Source organism: Vibrio sp. 10N.261.51.C6, from assembly GCF_041471785.1.
GTDB classification, from domain to species: domain Bacteria; phylum Pseudomonadota; class Gammaproteobacteria; order Enterobacterales; family Vibrionaceae; genus Vibrio; species Vibrio crassostreae_C.
Window position 1 is genome coordinate 124,692 of sequence record NZ_JBFRPB010000064.1, and the last position, 16,190, is coordinate 140,881.

13 protein-coding genes are annotated in these 16,190 nt (G+C 47.1%); 6 read left to right on the forward strand and 7 right to left on the reverse strand.

Features of this window, described 5'->3' with window-relative positions:
- Window positions 1-127 precede the first annotated feature (127 nt).
- Window positions 128-1,579, forward strand: coding sequence for a nucleobase:cation symporter-2 family protein (locus AB4375_RS17310; protein ID WP_372052125.1), 1,452 nt, complete (start codon window positions 128-130; stop codon window positions 1,577-1,579).
- Between the two features lie 161 nt (window positions 1,580-1,740).
- Entirely contained in the window at window positions 1,741-3,102 is a 1,362-nt protein-coding gene (locus tag AB4375_RS17315) for an 8-oxoguanine deaminase (protein ID WP_372052126.1), read from the forward strand.
- A 92-nt stretch (window positions 3,103-3,194) separates the two neighbouring features.
- On the opposite strand, the gene AB4375_RS17320 is transcribed toward AB4375_RS17315, so the two are convergent.
- From AB4375_RS17320 to gcl, 6 genes are all read right to left on the reverse strand, one after another.
- Window positions 3,195-4,631: an amidohydrolase gene (locus tag AB4375_RS17320; RefSeq protein WP_372052127.1), complete on the reverse strand. Its 1,437-nt coding sequence runs from the start codon at window positions 4,629-4,631 to the stop codon at window positions 3,195-3,197.
- A 239-nt stretch (window positions 4,632-4,870) separates the two neighbouring features.
- On the reverse strand, window positions 4,871-5,479 hold the full coding sequence (locus AB4375_RS17325) for a TetR/AcrR family transcriptional regulator (protein ID WP_372052128.1): 609 nt from the start codon (window positions 5,477-5,479) through the stop codon (window positions 4,871-4,873).
- A gap of 163 nt (window positions 5,480-5,642) precedes the next feature.
- Entirely contained in the window at window positions 5,643-6,953 is a 1,311-nt protein-coding gene (locus AB4375_RS17330) for a glycerate kinase (protein ID WP_372052129.1), read from the reverse strand.
- 258 nt (window positions 6,954-7,211) lie between these two features.
- Entirely contained in the window at window positions 7,212-8,108 is an 897-nt protein-coding gene (locus AB4375_RS17335) for a 2-hydroxy-3-oxopropionate reductase (RefSeq protein ID WP_371713802.1), read from the reverse strand.
- A 37-nt stretch (window positions 8,109-8,145) separates the two neighbouring features.
- Window positions 8,146-8,922, reverse strand: coding sequence for a hydroxypyruvate isomerase (gene hyi, locus AB4375_RS17340; protein ID WP_102398175.1), 777 nt, complete (start codon window positions 8,920-8,922; stop codon window positions 8,146-8,148).
- 117 nt (window positions 8,923-9,039) lie between these two features.
- Complete coding sequence (gene gcl, locus AB4375_RS17345; RefSeq protein ID WP_372052130.1) at window positions 9,040-10,812, reverse strand: glyoxylate carboligase; 1,773 nt, start codon at window positions 10,810-10,812, stop codon at window positions 9,040-9,042.
- A 313-nt stretch (window positions 10,813-11,125) separates the two neighbouring features.
- On the opposite strand from gcl, the gene aceB reads away from it, so the two are divergent.
- Window positions 11,126-12,751, forward strand: coding sequence for a malate synthase A (gene aceB, locus AB4375_RS17350; RefSeq protein ID WP_372052131.1), 1,626 nt, complete (start codon window positions 11,126-11,128; stop codon window positions 12,749-12,751).
- A gap of 102 nt (window positions 12,752-12,853) precedes the next feature.
- On the forward strand, window positions 12,854-13,294 hold the full coding sequence (locus tag AB4375_RS17355) for a heme-binding protein (protein WP_004732837.1): 441 nt from the start codon (window positions 12,854-12,856) through the stop codon (window positions 13,292-13,294).
- A 99-nt stretch (window positions 13,295-13,393) separates the two neighbouring features.
- Here the strand turns inward: AB4375_RS17355 and AB4375_RS17360 are convergent, their stop codons facing one another.
- On the reverse strand, window positions 13,394-13,876 hold the full coding sequence (locus AB4375_RS17360) for a MarR family winged helix-turn-helix transcriptional regulator (RefSeq protein ID WP_017061583.1): 483 nt from the start codon (window positions 13,874-13,876) through the stop codon (window positions 13,394-13,396).
- A gap of 123 nt (window positions 13,877-13,999) precedes the next feature.
- On the opposite strand from AB4375_RS17360, the gene AB4375_RS17365 reads away from it, so the two are divergent.
- Both AB4375_RS17365 and AB4375_RS17370 read left to right on the forward strand, forming a co-directional pair.
- Window positions 14,000-14,893 carry a DMT family transporter gene (locus tag AB4375_RS17365; RefSeq protein WP_017071977.1) on the forward strand — a complete coding sequence of 298 codons (894 nt, stop codon included), beginning with the start codon at window positions 14,000-14,002 and terminating at the stop codon, window positions 14,891-14,893.
- A gap of 332 nt (window positions 14,894-15,225) precedes the next feature.
- Window positions 15,226-16,140 (forward strand): DMT family transporter, encoded by a 915-nt coding sequence (locus AB4375_RS17370; RefSeq protein ID WP_017069053.1) that lies wholly within the window; start codon window positions 15,226-15,228, stop codon window positions 16,138-16,140.
- Window positions 16,141-16,190 lie beyond the last annotated feature (50 nt).

Sequence of the window (16,190 nt, forward strand, 5' to 3'; positions counted from 1 at the left end):
CATTGATGACGAGAGAGCAGAAACCCTACCGATTCAGTGCACTTTTTTATGACCCTACGCAGTTTGTAGAAGTCATTATTTGACCGCCAATCGCCTGTAAACGGAAACGCAGGCAGAGGAATATCAAATGAAACTTCTGTACACCCTAAATGAAAGACCGCCTCACGGCTTAACCTTCCTACTCGCATTACAGCACATGCTCGCCTCGATTGGTGGCATCGTCGCTGTTCCCCTTATTGTCGGCGCGTCAATTGGCTTGCCTAACACCGAGATCGTTTCGCTGATCAATGCTGCGCTGCTGGCGTCAGGTATTGTGACCGTCGCTCAATGTCTCGGTTTTGGCCCTGTTGGTATTCGGCTGCCCGTTGTGATGGGTTCGAGCTTTGCCTTTTTGGGCGTCGCCATTTCAATCGGCAATGAAGGCGGTGTCGCCGCTATTATGGGCTCGGCACTTATCGGCTCATTCGTGGTAATTGGTGCCAGCTTCTACATGGACAAGGTTCGGAAACTGTTCCCAACCGTGGTAAGTGGTGTGGTGGTTACCTTAATCGGTTTAACCATTTTACCGGTTGCCATGAATTGGGTCGGAGACTCTCCTGCCAACACAGAACAATTCGCGACCTTACCAAAGCTGTTTCTAGCCCTTGTATCTTTAGGGATTGTGGTCGGCGTATCGGTTTACTGTAAAGGCGCGGTTGCTGCTTCAGCTATCGTGATTGGTTTAGCGGGCGGTTACATTGTGGCGCTATCGCTTGGCATGGTCGACCTCGAGCAAATAAGTTCTGCCGCTTGGGTTGGCGGCCCTGAACCCTTCAAATATGGCTTCACCTTTTCTGCGAGTGCCATCATCAGCATGAGCTTGGTGTACATCGTGGTTATCGCTGAAGCAACCGGTGACTTCATGGCGCTTGGCAACAACTGCCAAACCCAAGTATCCGGTAAAGACTTAAAACGTGGTCTATTGGGCGATGGCCTTGGCAGTACCTTATCTTCGATTTTAACGGCAATGCCACTGGCATCGTTCAGCCAAAACGTCGGTATTGTGGGTATCACAGGTGTAGCAAGTCGTTATGTAGTGGCTGCAACCGGTGGTTTGCTAATTTTAGGCGGTTTATTCCCGAAATTAGCCGCTATTGCCGTCACGATTCCGAAACCTGTTCTAGGTGGTGTGGGGTTTGTGATGTTCGGAATGATTGCCTACGCGGGTATCCGCATGTTGATCAAAGCCGCAGACACCAAGCGAAATGCCTTGGTAATCTGTGTAGGTTTGGCGTCTGGCTTGGCCGTCACTTTCGAACCAAGATTGCTGCAACACTTGCCGCATGATCTAGCGAACTTTCTTCATTCTGGCATTACAACAGGCACCATCATGACGGTTCTTCTAAACCTTGTGTTGCCGAAATCTTCACGAGCAGAAGAGCAAGAAGCACTGGCCGAAAGCCAAGCGCAAGTTGAGCTAGAAATGAAAGAGCAAGCTGAAGAAGAACGACACTCAGACGAGCAATTAGAGATTCAACAAGCAAGTACAGAAGCAGACGTTCAAGCGGCATCAGATAACCCTGAGCCAAAAACGAACTAGATAAATCGCTAACGAGCGTAAAACCGATTTCCGTAGAATCACGGGCGTAACGATAACAGTGAATGTCTCATCGCCCTTGATTCGAATTTATCTTTCAACAACAAATACCAAATAAAGACCCTCTTCCCTGAAAAGGCTGAGATGGCTAAGGACTACTATGAATGGAAACCATCTGGATTAAGAATCCTCTCGCAATCTACACTGGCTCACACGCTGATGCAGAAGGCGGCATTGTCATTAAAGGTAATACAATCATTGAGCTGGTTGGCAAACACAAAGAGCCGACCTTACCCGTAGATTACAGCGTCGACGCCTCTCGTCATGTTGTGACTCCTGGGCTTATCAATGCGCACCACCACTTCTATCAAACCCTAACGCGAGCCTACCCCGGCGCACTCAATAAAGAACTCTTCCATTGGCTACAAAGCCTCTACCCAGTTTGGGCCAACCTCGATTCGGAGATGATGAGCCTTGCTACAGAGCTTGCTCTGGTTGAGCTTATGATGTCGGGTTGTACTACAGCTTCCGATCACCATTACTTATTACCAAACGGGCTTGAGCACGCTATTGATTTACAAGTCGAGGCGGCCGAGAAGCTGGGTGTAAGAGCAATTTTCACTCGCGGTTCTATGAGCCTAGGGGAGGATGAAGGTGGGCTACCTCCAAGACACACCATTCAAACCGAGCAGACCATCATTGATGACAGCCAACGCTTGATTCGTGATTACCACCAGCGTGATGAAGGGGCGATGATTCAAATCGCACTCGCGCCTTGTTCGCCGTTCTCTGTCACCACAGATCTGATGAAAGAAACCGCTAAGATAAGTGAGCGTGAGAACGTAATGATGCACACGCACTTATGTGAAACACTTGATGAAGAGGACTTCTGTATTGAGAAGTTTGACCTGCGCCCTGTGGATTACCTAGAGGATGTGGGTTGGTTAAACGAACGCACTTGGCTTGCTCATGGCATTCACTTCAATCCAGAAGAGATCAAACGTTTAGGTAAAGCGGGAATCGGTATTAGCCACTGCCCTACCTCCAATATGATGTTGGCTTCCGGTATTTGTAAGAACAACGACCTTGAAGCGGCTGGCGTAAAAGTGGGGCTTGGTGTGGATGGATCGGCTTCGAATGACGGCTCCAATATGATTGCCGAAGTACGCATGGCGATGTACCTACAGCGCCTGCAATACGGTTCCGCCAACGTTTCACACTTTGATGCATTGCGCTGGGCAACCTCAGGATCTGCCGCTGCAATGGGCAGAACGGATATCGGCACGTTAGAAGTTGGCAAACAAGCCGATATCGCGATGTTCAAGCTTGATGACATTCGCTTCTCTGGCAGCCACGACCCACTCGCTGCACTATTGCTTTGTGGTGCTCAACAAGCAGATAAAGTGATGGTTGCCGGCAAGTGGCGAGTTAACGATGGCGCTGTGATTGGCGTAGACATGGAGCAACTGATGCACCGCCACCATGCGGCAGCCATGAAGCTAGGTAAGCTGGCGATGAATAATTAAAGTTCGTGTATTTTGAGCTTATCTAAACAAGAAAGGCCGACATATTGTCGGCCTTATTCATTCTGTTCGATTACTAAAGCCAGGTTTAAGTCCTAATCCATCAAGCTCTTCGACTTAATCGCTTTCTTAGACAGTTCTTTCGCGAACTCAGTAATGTCGGCTTCAAACTCATCAACGCTTTGGCGGATGTCGTCCAGTTGAACCGTCTGCATCACGCGGTTTTCCATTACGATTTGGCCGTTAACAATGGTCGTGTCGATGTTGCTTGGGTTCGCTTGATAAACCAAGGTCGCGTATGGGTCGTAGCTTGGCATCATGTTCGCTGATTGTGTCTCGACAATCACTATGTCTGCTTTTTTACCGACTTTCAAAGAACCAATTTGGTCTTCCATGTGTAAGGCTTTAGCGCCACCTAAGGTCGCCATTTCAATCACTTGCTCAGGAATCATGATAGTGCGGTCAGAATGCTTTAAACGTTGCATATTTGCAGCGTAGCTTAGGGTACGCATGATATCGACTTGATTTGAGCTCATTGGGCCATCGGTTCCCAAGCCGATTCGCATATCAGCACGGTACATATCCCATGCTGGTGCGATGCCGGTTGCACCTTTAGCGTTCGCCATTGGGTTGTATGAGATCCCTGCATCAGCTTGCTTTAGAAGCTTTTGATCGCTCTCTGAAAGGTGGATACCGTGAGCAATGACTACACGCTCGTCCAGCACACCAATTTCACTCATGTATTCGACTGGCGACGTGGCCTTAGTTTCATCTTTGATGCGCTTCTCTTCATTTGGGAATTCAGCAACGTGAATTAACACCGGCACATCATATTGAGCAGACAGTTTGTTGATTTCTTGAAGCTTGTCTTTGCTCACTGTGTACACCGCGTGTGGTGCGTAAGCAGGTGTAATCAGCTCGTCGTTTTGGTACTGCTCAATGAAGCCTTTGGCATAATCGATACCGCCATAAGGTTCTTTAGCGTCTACCACAGGGAACTTAATCACGGTCTCGCCGAGCACCGCACGCAGGCCAACTTCTTTGGTCGCTTTTGCCATTTCATCCATGTGGTAATACATGTCGGCATAAGTCGTGACACCACTTTGTGCCAACTCGATACTGCCTAGCTTGGTCGCGTTATAAATCAGTTCACGGCTTAGCTTTTCGGCTTCAAGCGGGAAGAAGTAAGCGAATAATCGGTTGGAAATACCCTCTTCACCTAAACCGCGAAACGCAATCATAGGAAGGTGGTTATGAGCATTGACCATACCTGGCATAACAATACCGTCTTGAGCATCAATCACTTTTTCTGCGCGATATTGAGTCATTAAATCCTCGGTACCGACTGCGATGATCTGGTCGTTTTTCACTACAACAACACCATCTTCAATCACATCCATTTCTGAATTGATGGTGAGAACCTGTCCGTTGGTGATGATCAGATCAGCGTTGTATGTTTGCGTCGCGACCGTTGAACCGCAACCTGCAAGCAGAACTGCGCTGATGGTGCATGCCAAGCTTTTAAGCGTCATTGCTAAACCTTAATGTTGTGCGTGTAATATTGTTAGCGGCTTCATCTATAAGTTTCCAGCTTTTCGCTTTTCAGAAGAGTAAGTGCCGCCAATTTTCGCGATACTATAACCTGTCATTTAAATAAAATGGCATACCTAATCGAACCGAATTCAAGATAAATGAGTTATTGCACAACAGGTCACAAAAGAGGTTCTGTGCTTATAGTCACTCACACACCTAGATAAACGTTCAAACAACATTAGCTTTTCACACCACAGCCTTTAATCACTAACTGTGTGATGAACTGAGCGGCATCGGCATAGTCTTTATCATCGAGCTGTTCTTTCTGCATCACGCTGCAAATCTGCCATCCAAAATCAGCGTAGGTTTGAGTAGCCGCCCAGATGGTAAACATCAGGTGGTGTGCAGGGACGTCATCCATTAAGCCTTGTGCTGACCACGTTGAGAACTTATCGAGGATCATCTGGGATTGCTTATACAGCTCATCGCCAATCTCTTTCGGCAATACTTTAGCGCCAGACATCACTTCATTGGCAAATACCTTAGAGGCATGTGGATGGTCGCGAGAAATGATCAGCTTGGTTTGAATATACTGAGACAAGGCTTCAACAGGATCGCTGAGTTCTTCAATCGGACGAGACGCTTCTAGTAAGGGCTGAGTGACGGTTTCAAGCACAGCGCTGTAGAGCTTATCTTTAGAGCTGAAATAATAGAATACGTTAGGTTTGGGAATGTCGGCCGCTTTTGCGATATCGGCCATTTTTGTTGCGGCATAACCATGAGTGGCGAATTGTTCACACGCGACTTCGATGATTAAATCTTGATTCTTTTGTCTGATCCTAGACATATTGCATCCTTTACAGCTCGTTACTGAAATCATAGTAATCAACGTGCTTCATTAGTCCAGAAGATAATTTCAGAACTCAAGGTCACAGCATTGATAACAATAAAATGGTCGCTCTATTTGTTAAGAAGCGACCATTCCATACCGTGTTTTTGAGCTGTTCAAATTAAAGAATCAATATCGCGCGGAAGTCATTCACATTGGTCAACGTCGGGCCCGTGGTAAGAAGCACATCGACTTGCTTGAAGAAATCGTAGCTGTTGTTGGCATCGAGGTAGTCTTGCGCTTTAAGCGACAGGCTCGAACCTTGTTGCCATGTTTGAGGTGTAATCCACGCGCCCGCATTGTCTTCCACACCATCAATCCCGTCGGTATCGGCAGCCAATGCAAATATATTGTCTTGGCCTTTGAGCTCGTTATATAGGCTCAACAAGAACTCACAGTTACGCCCACCGCGACCATTGCCTTTAACGGTTACTGTGGTTTCGCCACCAGAAAGTATCACGCAAGGCGCCTCAAATGGATGCTTATGATTTGCCACTTGCTTAGCCAGCGCAGCATGAACCTTCGCGACATCTCGCGCTTCCCCCTCTATGCAATCACTCAACACATAAGCCGGAATACCCAAGCCTTCGGCTTCTGCAGCGGCAGCTTCCAATGCTGACATTGGGGTTGCGATAATATGATGCTCGGCGTTCTTCCAACAGACGTCATCTGGTTTCACGGTTTCTGATTCTGGGTTGTTCAACCATTCAAATGCCGAAGGTGGTGTTTCAATTCGATAACGTTCCAGTATTGCCATCGCATCAAAGCGGGTGGCGGTGTCTGGTACGGTTGGGCCCGATGCAATCACACTGATGTCATCGCCCGGCACATCTGAAATCGCCAATGAGACGACTCTTGCCGGGTAAGCGGCCTTTGCTAGTCGCCCACCTTTGATTGACGATAAATGCTTACGCACACAGTTCATCTCATCAATAGCCGCGCCAGATTTAAGCAGTGCTTTATTGATTTGTTGCTTCTCTGCCAAGCTGATGTCGCCACCGGGCAAGCTTAGTAATGCAGAGCCACCGCCAGACAGTAGGCAAATAACCGTATCGTCAGCGCTCAAGTCACTCACCAATTGCAGCATACGTTGGCTTACTTCTAAGCCCATCGCATCCGGAACTGGGTGCGCCGCTTCAATCACCTCAATATGTTCGCAAGGGGCGGTGTGCTCATAACGAGTCACCACCAGGCCTTCAAGGTCACGCAACGCAAGGTCTTGTTGTTTCTTTGCCTGCCAAACCGCTTCAAGCTCAGCTGCCATTGATGCGGCTGCTTTTCCTGCTCCTATCACCACAGTTCGCCCAGCTTGGTTAGCAGAGCGATAAAAAATGTCTTGAGGAAGAAAAGGTTCGATGTGATTTTTAGGTAGCGCCTGATTAACAGCACTTGAGAAAAGGGTTTGCAGAAACTGCTTAGCATCAATGTCCATCAGCCACTCCTTAGTTGACGGAGAAAAAAAGAACCCCGATACAAGGCTAAAGGGTGCCTGCTAAGATCAAGTTGGAAAGGAACAACTTCAACCTCTGCCTCATATCAGGAACGCGTATAAAAGGAGACGAAACTACGCGATTTATAAACAAACTGTTTGAAACTGGGGGCTAACTTCTCGAAGCTAGCCCGGATTCATTGGTTTTAGTTTCAGCAGAAACGACAAAACCAATTATTTAGACGGATTACTCGTTAAGGATTAGCGAATTGAGTGATCAGAACGCTTCTCTATCGCTTGAATCAGCGCAGAGTGGTCCCAACCTTCACCGCCCATTTCAGCACATTCGCCAAATAGCTCTTGCGCGATAGCTGTGTTTGGCAGCGCAACGCCTAGCTCTTGTGCGCCCGTTAGCGCAAGGTTTAGATCTTTCTGGTGAAGCGAGATTCTAAAGCCCGGGTCAAAGGTGCCTTCAACCATTCGCTCGCCGTGTACTTCCAAGATCTTAGAGTTAGCAAAGCCGCCTAGTAGCGCCTGACGCACGCGTGCTGGATCTGCACCGGCTTTCGAAGCAAAAACTAAGGCTTCGGATACCGCTTCGATATTCAGAGCAACGATGATCTGGTTGGCAACCTTACACGTTTGGCCAGCACCGTTATCACCCACCAGCGTGATGTTTTTACCCATGGTTTCAAATAGCGGACGTGCTTTATCAAAGGCGTCTTGCTCACCACCAACCATGATAGTCAGCGCTGCATTAATAGCGCCGACTTCGCCACCTGATACCGGAGCATCTAGGTATGACGCGCCACCTTCGTTGATTCGTGCGGCAATCGCTTTGGTCGCGATTGGCGAGATTGAACTCATATCGATAACCAATTTTCCAGCTGCGCCACTCGCCATTAGGCCTTGCTCGACACCGTTCTCACCAAACAGGACATCTTCCACTTGAGGCGTATTAGGCACCATTAGGATAATGACATCCGCCGCCTCTGCCGCTTCTGCTGGTGAGTGGTAGACCGTTGCGCCCGCTGCCACAAGATCGGCAGGTGCTGCATTAAAGTGATCCGACAGAATCAATTCATGACCCGCTTTTTGAAGGTTACTCGCCATAGGTTTACCCATGATGCCAGTTCCGATAAATGCAATTTTAGACATGTTGTTCTCCTTAACGTTTGAGGGTTACCAGACGCAATTAACGGTACTGGTGCAGCCAACCAAGGCCTTCTGTCGTTGTTGTTTTTGGCTTGTATTCGCAGCCAACCCAGCCTTGATAGCCAAGCTCATCAAGATAATTGAGCACGAATGGGTAATTGATTTCGCCAGTACCCGGTTCGTGTCGGCCTGGATTATCCGCCAGTTGCACGTGTGCGATTTGGCCAATGTTCTGCTGCATGGTCGGCGTTAAATCGCCTTCCATAATTTGCATGTGATAAATATCGTATTGGATAGAAAGGTTATCGCTCCCTACCTCTTTGATAATCGCTTTGGCTTGCTCAGTCGTGTTCAAGAAGAAGCCCGGAATATCACGGGTATTGATCGCTTCTATCACTAGACTGATACCTTCTGCTGCTAGCGCGTTCGCCGCGTAATGCAGGTTAATCACAAACGCTGATTGCGCGTCTTGTTGAGTAACACCTTGCGGAACAATCCCGGCCAAGCAATTCACTTGAGTACAACCCAGTGCTTTTGCGTAAGCGATGGCTTTAGGTACACCCGCTTGAAACTCTTCAACGCGTGCAGGGTCGACCGCGATACCACGGTCGCCAGCATCCCAATCACCCGCGGGCAGGTTAAATAGCACTTGCTCTAGGTTATTAGCGTCGAGCTTTTGTTTAATCTCATCGGCATCAAAGGCGTAAGGGAAAAGGTATTCGACACCTTGAAAGCCCGCTTCTGCGGCGGCTTCAAAGCGATCCATAAAATCGACTTCCGTGAATAACATTGACAAGTTTGCTGCAAATTTTGCCATGACTCTGTCCTTATTCTTTATCTGTAAATAATCTGGTTGTTTGTAGTAAAGCCTCGCTCTATCGGAGGCTTTCCGTAGGGCTAAACCTCAGCTCTACGGATACACATTACTTAATGATTACTTGTACGCCAGCGCCGTTGGAGCATCACCGCGGCTTTCGGCAAGCGGTTCAAATTCGTTGATCGCATTAATCTCAACGCCCATCGCTATGTTGGTTACTCGCTCAAGAATCAGCTCAACAACAACCGGGACTTTATGCTTGTTCATCAGCTCTTTTGCTTGCTCAAACGCTGCTGCAATTTGCTCTGGTTCACGAACTCGAATCGCCTTACAACCTAGGCCTTCAACAACTGCGACATGGTCTACCCCGTAGCCTTCAAGCTCTGGTGCGTTCTGGTTATCAAACGCCAGTTGTACACAATAATCGATATCAAATTGGCGCTGCGCTTGGCGAATCAAACCTAGGTAAGAGTTGTTCACCAGTACATGGATGTATGGCAGGTTGAACTGAGCACCTACCGCCAGTTCTTCGATCATGAATTGGAAATCATAATCACCAGAGATAGCGACGATATCGCGATTTGGATCAGCCGCTCGGACACCCAATGCGGCTGGTGTTGTCCAACCTAGCGGGCCAGCTTGACCACAGTTGATCCAGTTACGCGGCTTATAAACATGCAGGAACTGAGCGGCAGCGATTTGCGACAAACCAATCGTACTCACATAACAAGTGTCACGACCAAATGCCTTGTTCATCTCTTCATAAACACGCATCGGTTTCATTGGTGCTTCATCAAAATTGGTTTTACGCAGCATGGTCGACTTGCGTTCCTGACACTCACTTGCCCAAGCATTTCGGTTCGGCAGCTTGCCAGCATCACGCCACTCTTGCGCCACTTCAACCATTAGCTCTAGTGCTGCTTTCGCATCAGAGACAATGCCTAAATCAGGACAGAACACGCGTCCAATTTGCGTCGGTTCAATGTCGACGTGTACGAACTTGCGGCCTTCGGTATAAACATCCACAGAACCGGTATGACGGTTAGCCCAGCGGTTACCCACACCAAACACGAAATCAGAATTAAGCATGGTTTCATTACCGTAACGGTGAGAGGTTTGTAGCCCTACCATACCCGCCATTAACTCATGATCATCCGGAATCGAGCCCCAACCCATTAAGGTTGGAATCACAGGAACACCAGTGATCTCGGCAAACTGCTGCAACAATTCAGACGCGCCAGCGTTAATCACGCCACCACCAGATACAATCAGCGGTTTTTCAGATTGAGACATCATGGTTAATGCTTTCTCAACCTGCGCGCGTGTCGCTTTTGGTTTGTATGGTTCAAGCGGCTCATAGGTATCGATATCAAACTCAATCTCAGCCAGCTGAACATCAATCGGTAGATCAATCAGGATTGGACCCGGGCGACCCGAACGCATTAAATGAAAGGCTTTTTGGAATGCGCGTGGCACTTGTGCAGGTTCCAGCACCGTAGTCGCCCATTTAGTCACTGGTTTAGCGATAGATTCAATATCGACCGCTTGAAAATCTTCTTTGTGAAGACGAGCACGTGGCGCTTGGCCGGTGATGCATAGAATTGGAATCGAATCTGCAGTCGCAGAATAAAGACCCGTGATCATGTCCGTTCCCGCAGGACCAGAAGTACCAATACACACACCTATATTGCCTTGATTAGTACGCGTGTACCCTTCAGCCATATGGGATGCACCCTCTACGTGACGAGCTAAGACGTGGTCGATTCCTCCGAGTTTTTTCATAGCCGCATACATAGGGTTAATTGCTGCGCCGGGAACACCAAATGCGATGTCTACACCTTCACGTTTAAGCACCTCTACCGCTGCTTCAATCGCTTTCATAATTGCCATTCGAACCTCCAGTTCAGATTGTATACAATTAAACTAACTTTTGTGTACTATGAACCATCCTCGCTATTTATCAACCCCAGAATGAAACAATTTTGTTACATCAACCCATCACATTAAGTACGCACTTACCCTGAAAAGCTTACAATTCATTGCTTTACATAAAATATCTTTACGTAAAAATAAATTACAAAAAGACCAAATGATAAATAAATGTTAAATACCGTTTGATTGTTTACAATTTCTACAATATAAATATCCTTAAAAAGAGCATTTTGTATACAAAGTTACATCGTATTGTTCAAAGGAGACAACAATGATGAATGACGTAAAAGAGAGAGAAGAAGTACAGTGTATGCAGGTACTCGGGAATATGGACAACTCCGAGTACAAAGAGATCTTGTCTAAAGATGCATTAAAGTTCTTAGAAGCCCTTGTTAATAAGTTTGGAGATCGCCGTCATACCCTGCTAAATGACCGCGACATAAAACAAGCTCAATATGACAACGGCGAGTTACCCAATTTCAGAAAGGACACCATCTCCATTCGTCAGAATAAAGAGTGGAAGGTAGCAACACCGCCACCAGAGCTACTGGATCGCCGCGTAGAGATCACCGGCCCTATCGAAAGAAAAATGGTGATCAACGCGCTAAACTCAGGCGCGAAAGTCTTCATGTGTTGTTTTGAAGATGCGTCTTCCCCGACTTGGGCCAATATGGTCGAAGGGCAAATCAACCTAAGAGACGCCAACCTTGGCACCATTAGCTACTTCGATGAGAAGAAGCAGAAGCGTTACCAATTAAACGACGATCCTGCACTGCTGATCGCACGCCCACGAGGGATCCACCTTCCTGAGCAATCCATCCAATTCAACAATCAGCCTATCGGCGGTTGCTTGATGGACTTCGCCTTGTACTTTTTCCATAACTATCAATCACGAGCACAACAAGGTTTAGGGGTTTACTACTACATTCCCAAGCTTGAGAGCATGGAAGAAGCACAGTGGTGGGACGATATTTTCAGCTTCACCGAAAACTATTTCCACGTACCCAAAGGCACCATTCGTGCGACCGTGTTGATTGAAACTCTGCCAGCCGTATTCCAAATGGAAGAGATCTTATACGCCATGCGTGATCATATCGTAGCGATGAACTGTGGCCGTTGGGATTACATCTTCAGCTACATCAAAACGCTGAAAAACCATAAAGACCGCATCTTGCCAGACCGCCACGGGATCGGCATGGATCAAGAATTCCTCAACGCCTATAGCCAACTGTTGGTGCGCACTTGTCACGCTCGTGGCGCATTAGCAATGGGTGGGATGTCAGCCTTTATTCCAGCAAAAGACCCGCAAGAAATGGCGCGAGTGACGGCCAAAGTCATTGAAGACAAACAGAGAGAATCTCAAAACGGACACGATGGCACATGGGTCGCGCACCCTGCACTGGTTGATTTGGCAATGTCGATATTCGATAAGCACTTAGATGGCAAAGTAAACCAAATGGATTTCCAAAGCCCAGAGCATGTGATCAATGCCGACACGTTGCTAAAGCCTTGTGAAGGCAGTCGCGACGAAGCAGGAGTACGTAAGAATATACGCATTGCGCTTTATTACATTGAGGCTTGGATCCAAGGCTACGGTTGTGTGCCTATCTACGGCCTTATGGAAGATGCCGCGACCGCTGAGATCTCGAGAGCCAATATCTGGCAATGGATCCACCACGGGGTAACACTTGATGATGGCCAAACCTTTACCAAATCACTATTCCACTCTTGGCTTTACCAAGAGCTAGACACCATAAAACATGAAGTCGGAGACTCGCGCTATGCAGCAGGTCGATTTGAAGAGACAGCTGATCTTTTCTATCAACTTTCTACAGCCGATGAGTTCGCTGCCTTCCTAACTTTACCCAGCTATGGGCTGTTACAAGAGTCCAGTTAGGACTCTTGTACCGAACTGAATCAGTCAATGATGCTCACCAACAAGAGTCATGATTGGCTGACTTAGCTTGGTACACGGCCCCTTGAAAAACTAGGAGATAACATGGGAAGTTTGACTCTACAACAAGCGTTAACCATCATCGATGGCACCTTACAAGCGGGAAACAAGATCCACACTGAGCCTTTGACGGTCGCCGTCTTAGACAGCGGTGGCAAACTGATTTCTCTGCAACGTCAAGACGGCTCTAGCATGATGCGACCAGACATCGCGATCGCTAAAGCGTGGGGGGCACTCGCACTGGGTTGTTCCTCTAGAAAACTCGCCCAAGATGCTGACAACCGACCAGCATTCATCTCCGCCGTAAACGTGCTCGCACACGGAAACATGGTGCCAGTACCAGGGGGGCTACTGATTCGAGACAAGGATAAAACGGTATTGGGTGCTATCGGGGTCAGCGGTGACATCTCAGACATCGATGAAAGCTGCGCCATCAACGGCATTGGCTGCGCAGAACTGTTCAGTGACGAGATGCTGCAAGCTTAACTCGCCAATTCGCTGTACTTGAAGTTCTTAAACAAGCACAAAAAAACCGAAGCGATTAAGCTTCGGTTTTTTATTGAATCTAAAGGAAGATCAGAAAAACTACTCGTACGCGCTCAACCATGTTTTCAGAAGTTGGTTGGTGTTCTTCTTCTGACTCGCAGACAATGATTTAACCAGTTTTTTCTGCATTTCGACATGTTCAGTCATCATTTGGTCAATCAGAATAAGACCATCTTTGGTTAACTGGACACTCACGCTGCGTCTGTCTTCTTTGCTGTGTTCACGACTGATCAGCCCTTTGGCTTCTAGCTTATCAAGGCGATTGGTCATCGCGCCAGATGTCAGCATCATGGATCCAATCAGTTCAGATGGCGTCAGTCGGTAAGGCTTCCCAGAACGTCGCAACGTCGCCAGCACATCAAACTCACCCAGCTTCATGTCGTATTTTTTATGAAGCTCGGCAACTTGCGTCTCCATATACTTGGCAATACGCATAATCCTACCCATCATTGCCATAGGCTCAGTATCTAGTTCGGGCTTTTCCTTTGCCCATTGCTCTACTACGCGGTCGATAGCATCCATTTGCAATCTCGCTCCGTTGTTAGTCTGATTACTTCAAACTAGTTTAACATAAAGATACTTTACAACCACTAGTTCTCAGTATACAGTTCACACAATAGTTATCTTAACGTAAAGATATTTTAAATGAACATATTATTAGCAATGATCCCCGCGTTCTTTTGGGGAACAACCTATGCAGTGACGCAATTTACGCTACAGGAGTGGCCACCATTATTATTGGGTGCTTTGCGTGCGTTACCTGCTGGTTTGTTATTGCTAGCAGTAAAACCAACACTGCCTAAAAAAGGCGAGTGGCAAATCATTTTCACACTGGGCCTTATCAATATCGCGACCTTCTTTGGCTTGATCTTCGTGATGGCGCTAACGCTGCCTTCGGCAATCTCTGGTGTGGGTATGATCTCTGTGCCAGTGTTCGCGATGATCTTCCACTGGGTAGTGAAAAAACAGCGCCCGCATCTGATTCAAGCCCTTTCGGGTATTGGCTTGATCACCTTAGCGTGGATACTGTTTAACCCAAGCCAAATTGCTCTGAACCCAATCGGTTTAGGCGCAATGTTCGCCGCAATAATGTGTATTGTCATCGGCAGCAGCATTACCAAGTCACTGGGTAACCGCATGCACTGGTGGAAGGTATTAACGTGGCAGTTGATTCTGGGTGGTACGATTTTGTCTGTCGCGTCTGGCGTTCATGCATTCATCGACCCGCAGCCTTATGTTAATGCCGTGACTCATTTCGATACTCGTAATGCTATGGGACTCGTGTGGGTGATTGGCCTAAACACAGCGCTGGGTTACGGCATGTATGTGTGGTTGCTACAACGTATGTCGGTGGTTGATTTCACCTTCGGTGGCATCGCAAACCCAGTAGCTGGCATCGTGACCGGTATGGTGTTGATGGGTGAATCATTCACTGCAGTACAATACTCACTAATGACCGGCATGATAGTGATGTCACTGCTACCACAACTTATCCTTGCGGTAAGACAATCCAAACAAGTCAAGCCTGTTACGCAGTAGACGCAGCCTCTTAAACGTATTGTTCAAAAACGCGCCTCATTGAGGGCGCGTTTTTTGTTGCTACGCTAACAGCAATAACCCAACAGCCATACTCGTTGAGTTGACCATTCCTTAAGTTAAATTAAACCTCACAAAGAACAATGACTTTACTTTAGCTATCTAAAGCGAATTTATTTTCTATAAAATAATCATACTAGAGATTTAATTTCCACAAAAAACTCAAATTAGAGATAAAAAGACAAAACTTTTCTCCGACTACCTTTCTATACTGTGCCACGTCATTAAGGCGCTACAAGCCTATGATTTAAAATAATTATTAATGAGTAGTCACCATGAATTCGAAGTCGCTAACTATTTTGCTTTTTGTCTCTGTTTGCTTAATTTGGGGAACCACTTGGTTCGCTATGGAAGTAGCATTGCATTCTATCCCACCTATTTTTGCTACTGCGTTGCGCTTTTTACTTGCAGCACCTCTGCTTGCAGTATTGGCGAAAGTCTTCAACCAACCACTGCTGTTCCCTAAAGGTAAGCGCCAATGGCTGCTTATTGTTGCGTTGATGTATTTCGCGATTCCGTTTACGTTGATGATCTATGGCGAGCAATACATCTCTTCAGGTTTAGCGTCGATCATCTTCGCCAACATGCCTGTGGTTGTGATGCTGATGTCTGGCTTATTCTTAGGTCTACGACTAGCGAAGCACCAGATATTCGGTTTGATTACTGCTGTTGTGAGCCTATGTCTAATCCTTGGTAATGAAATGCAGATGGGTGGCGATGACTACCTAATTGGCACGGTTTGCTTAGGCCTTGCTGTTGCGATTCACGCAGTGATGTATGTGCTGGTTCAAAAGCACTGCAAAGGCATTGAAGTACTAACCTACAACGCCGTACCGAGCCTAATTGCAGCTCTATTCTTGTTCGCTGTTTCAGCTATAGGTGAAAACGTGAATATTGAATCTTTCACTTGGGATTCAATCTCTGCTGTGGTTTACCTAGGCTTTGTGGCGAGTGTTGGCGGCATTGTTGCTTACTTTAAATTAGGTCAGGTTTCGACACCTTTCCAAGCATCTATTTGCTTTTTGATTTTCCCGGTAGTAGCGCTGCTAATATCTTGTTACGTCAACGGTGAAGTTCTGTCTGAACAATCATTGTTTATGATGATCCCCCTGCTTTGCGGCATTTTACTCACCAAGGCACCAAAGGGAATTTTCAAGCTGCGTACCGAATTAAAAACCGTAAGAAACTGATCCGCGTGAAACCTATTTTGCGGATTAGATAGTATCCGCCCCATGAACCC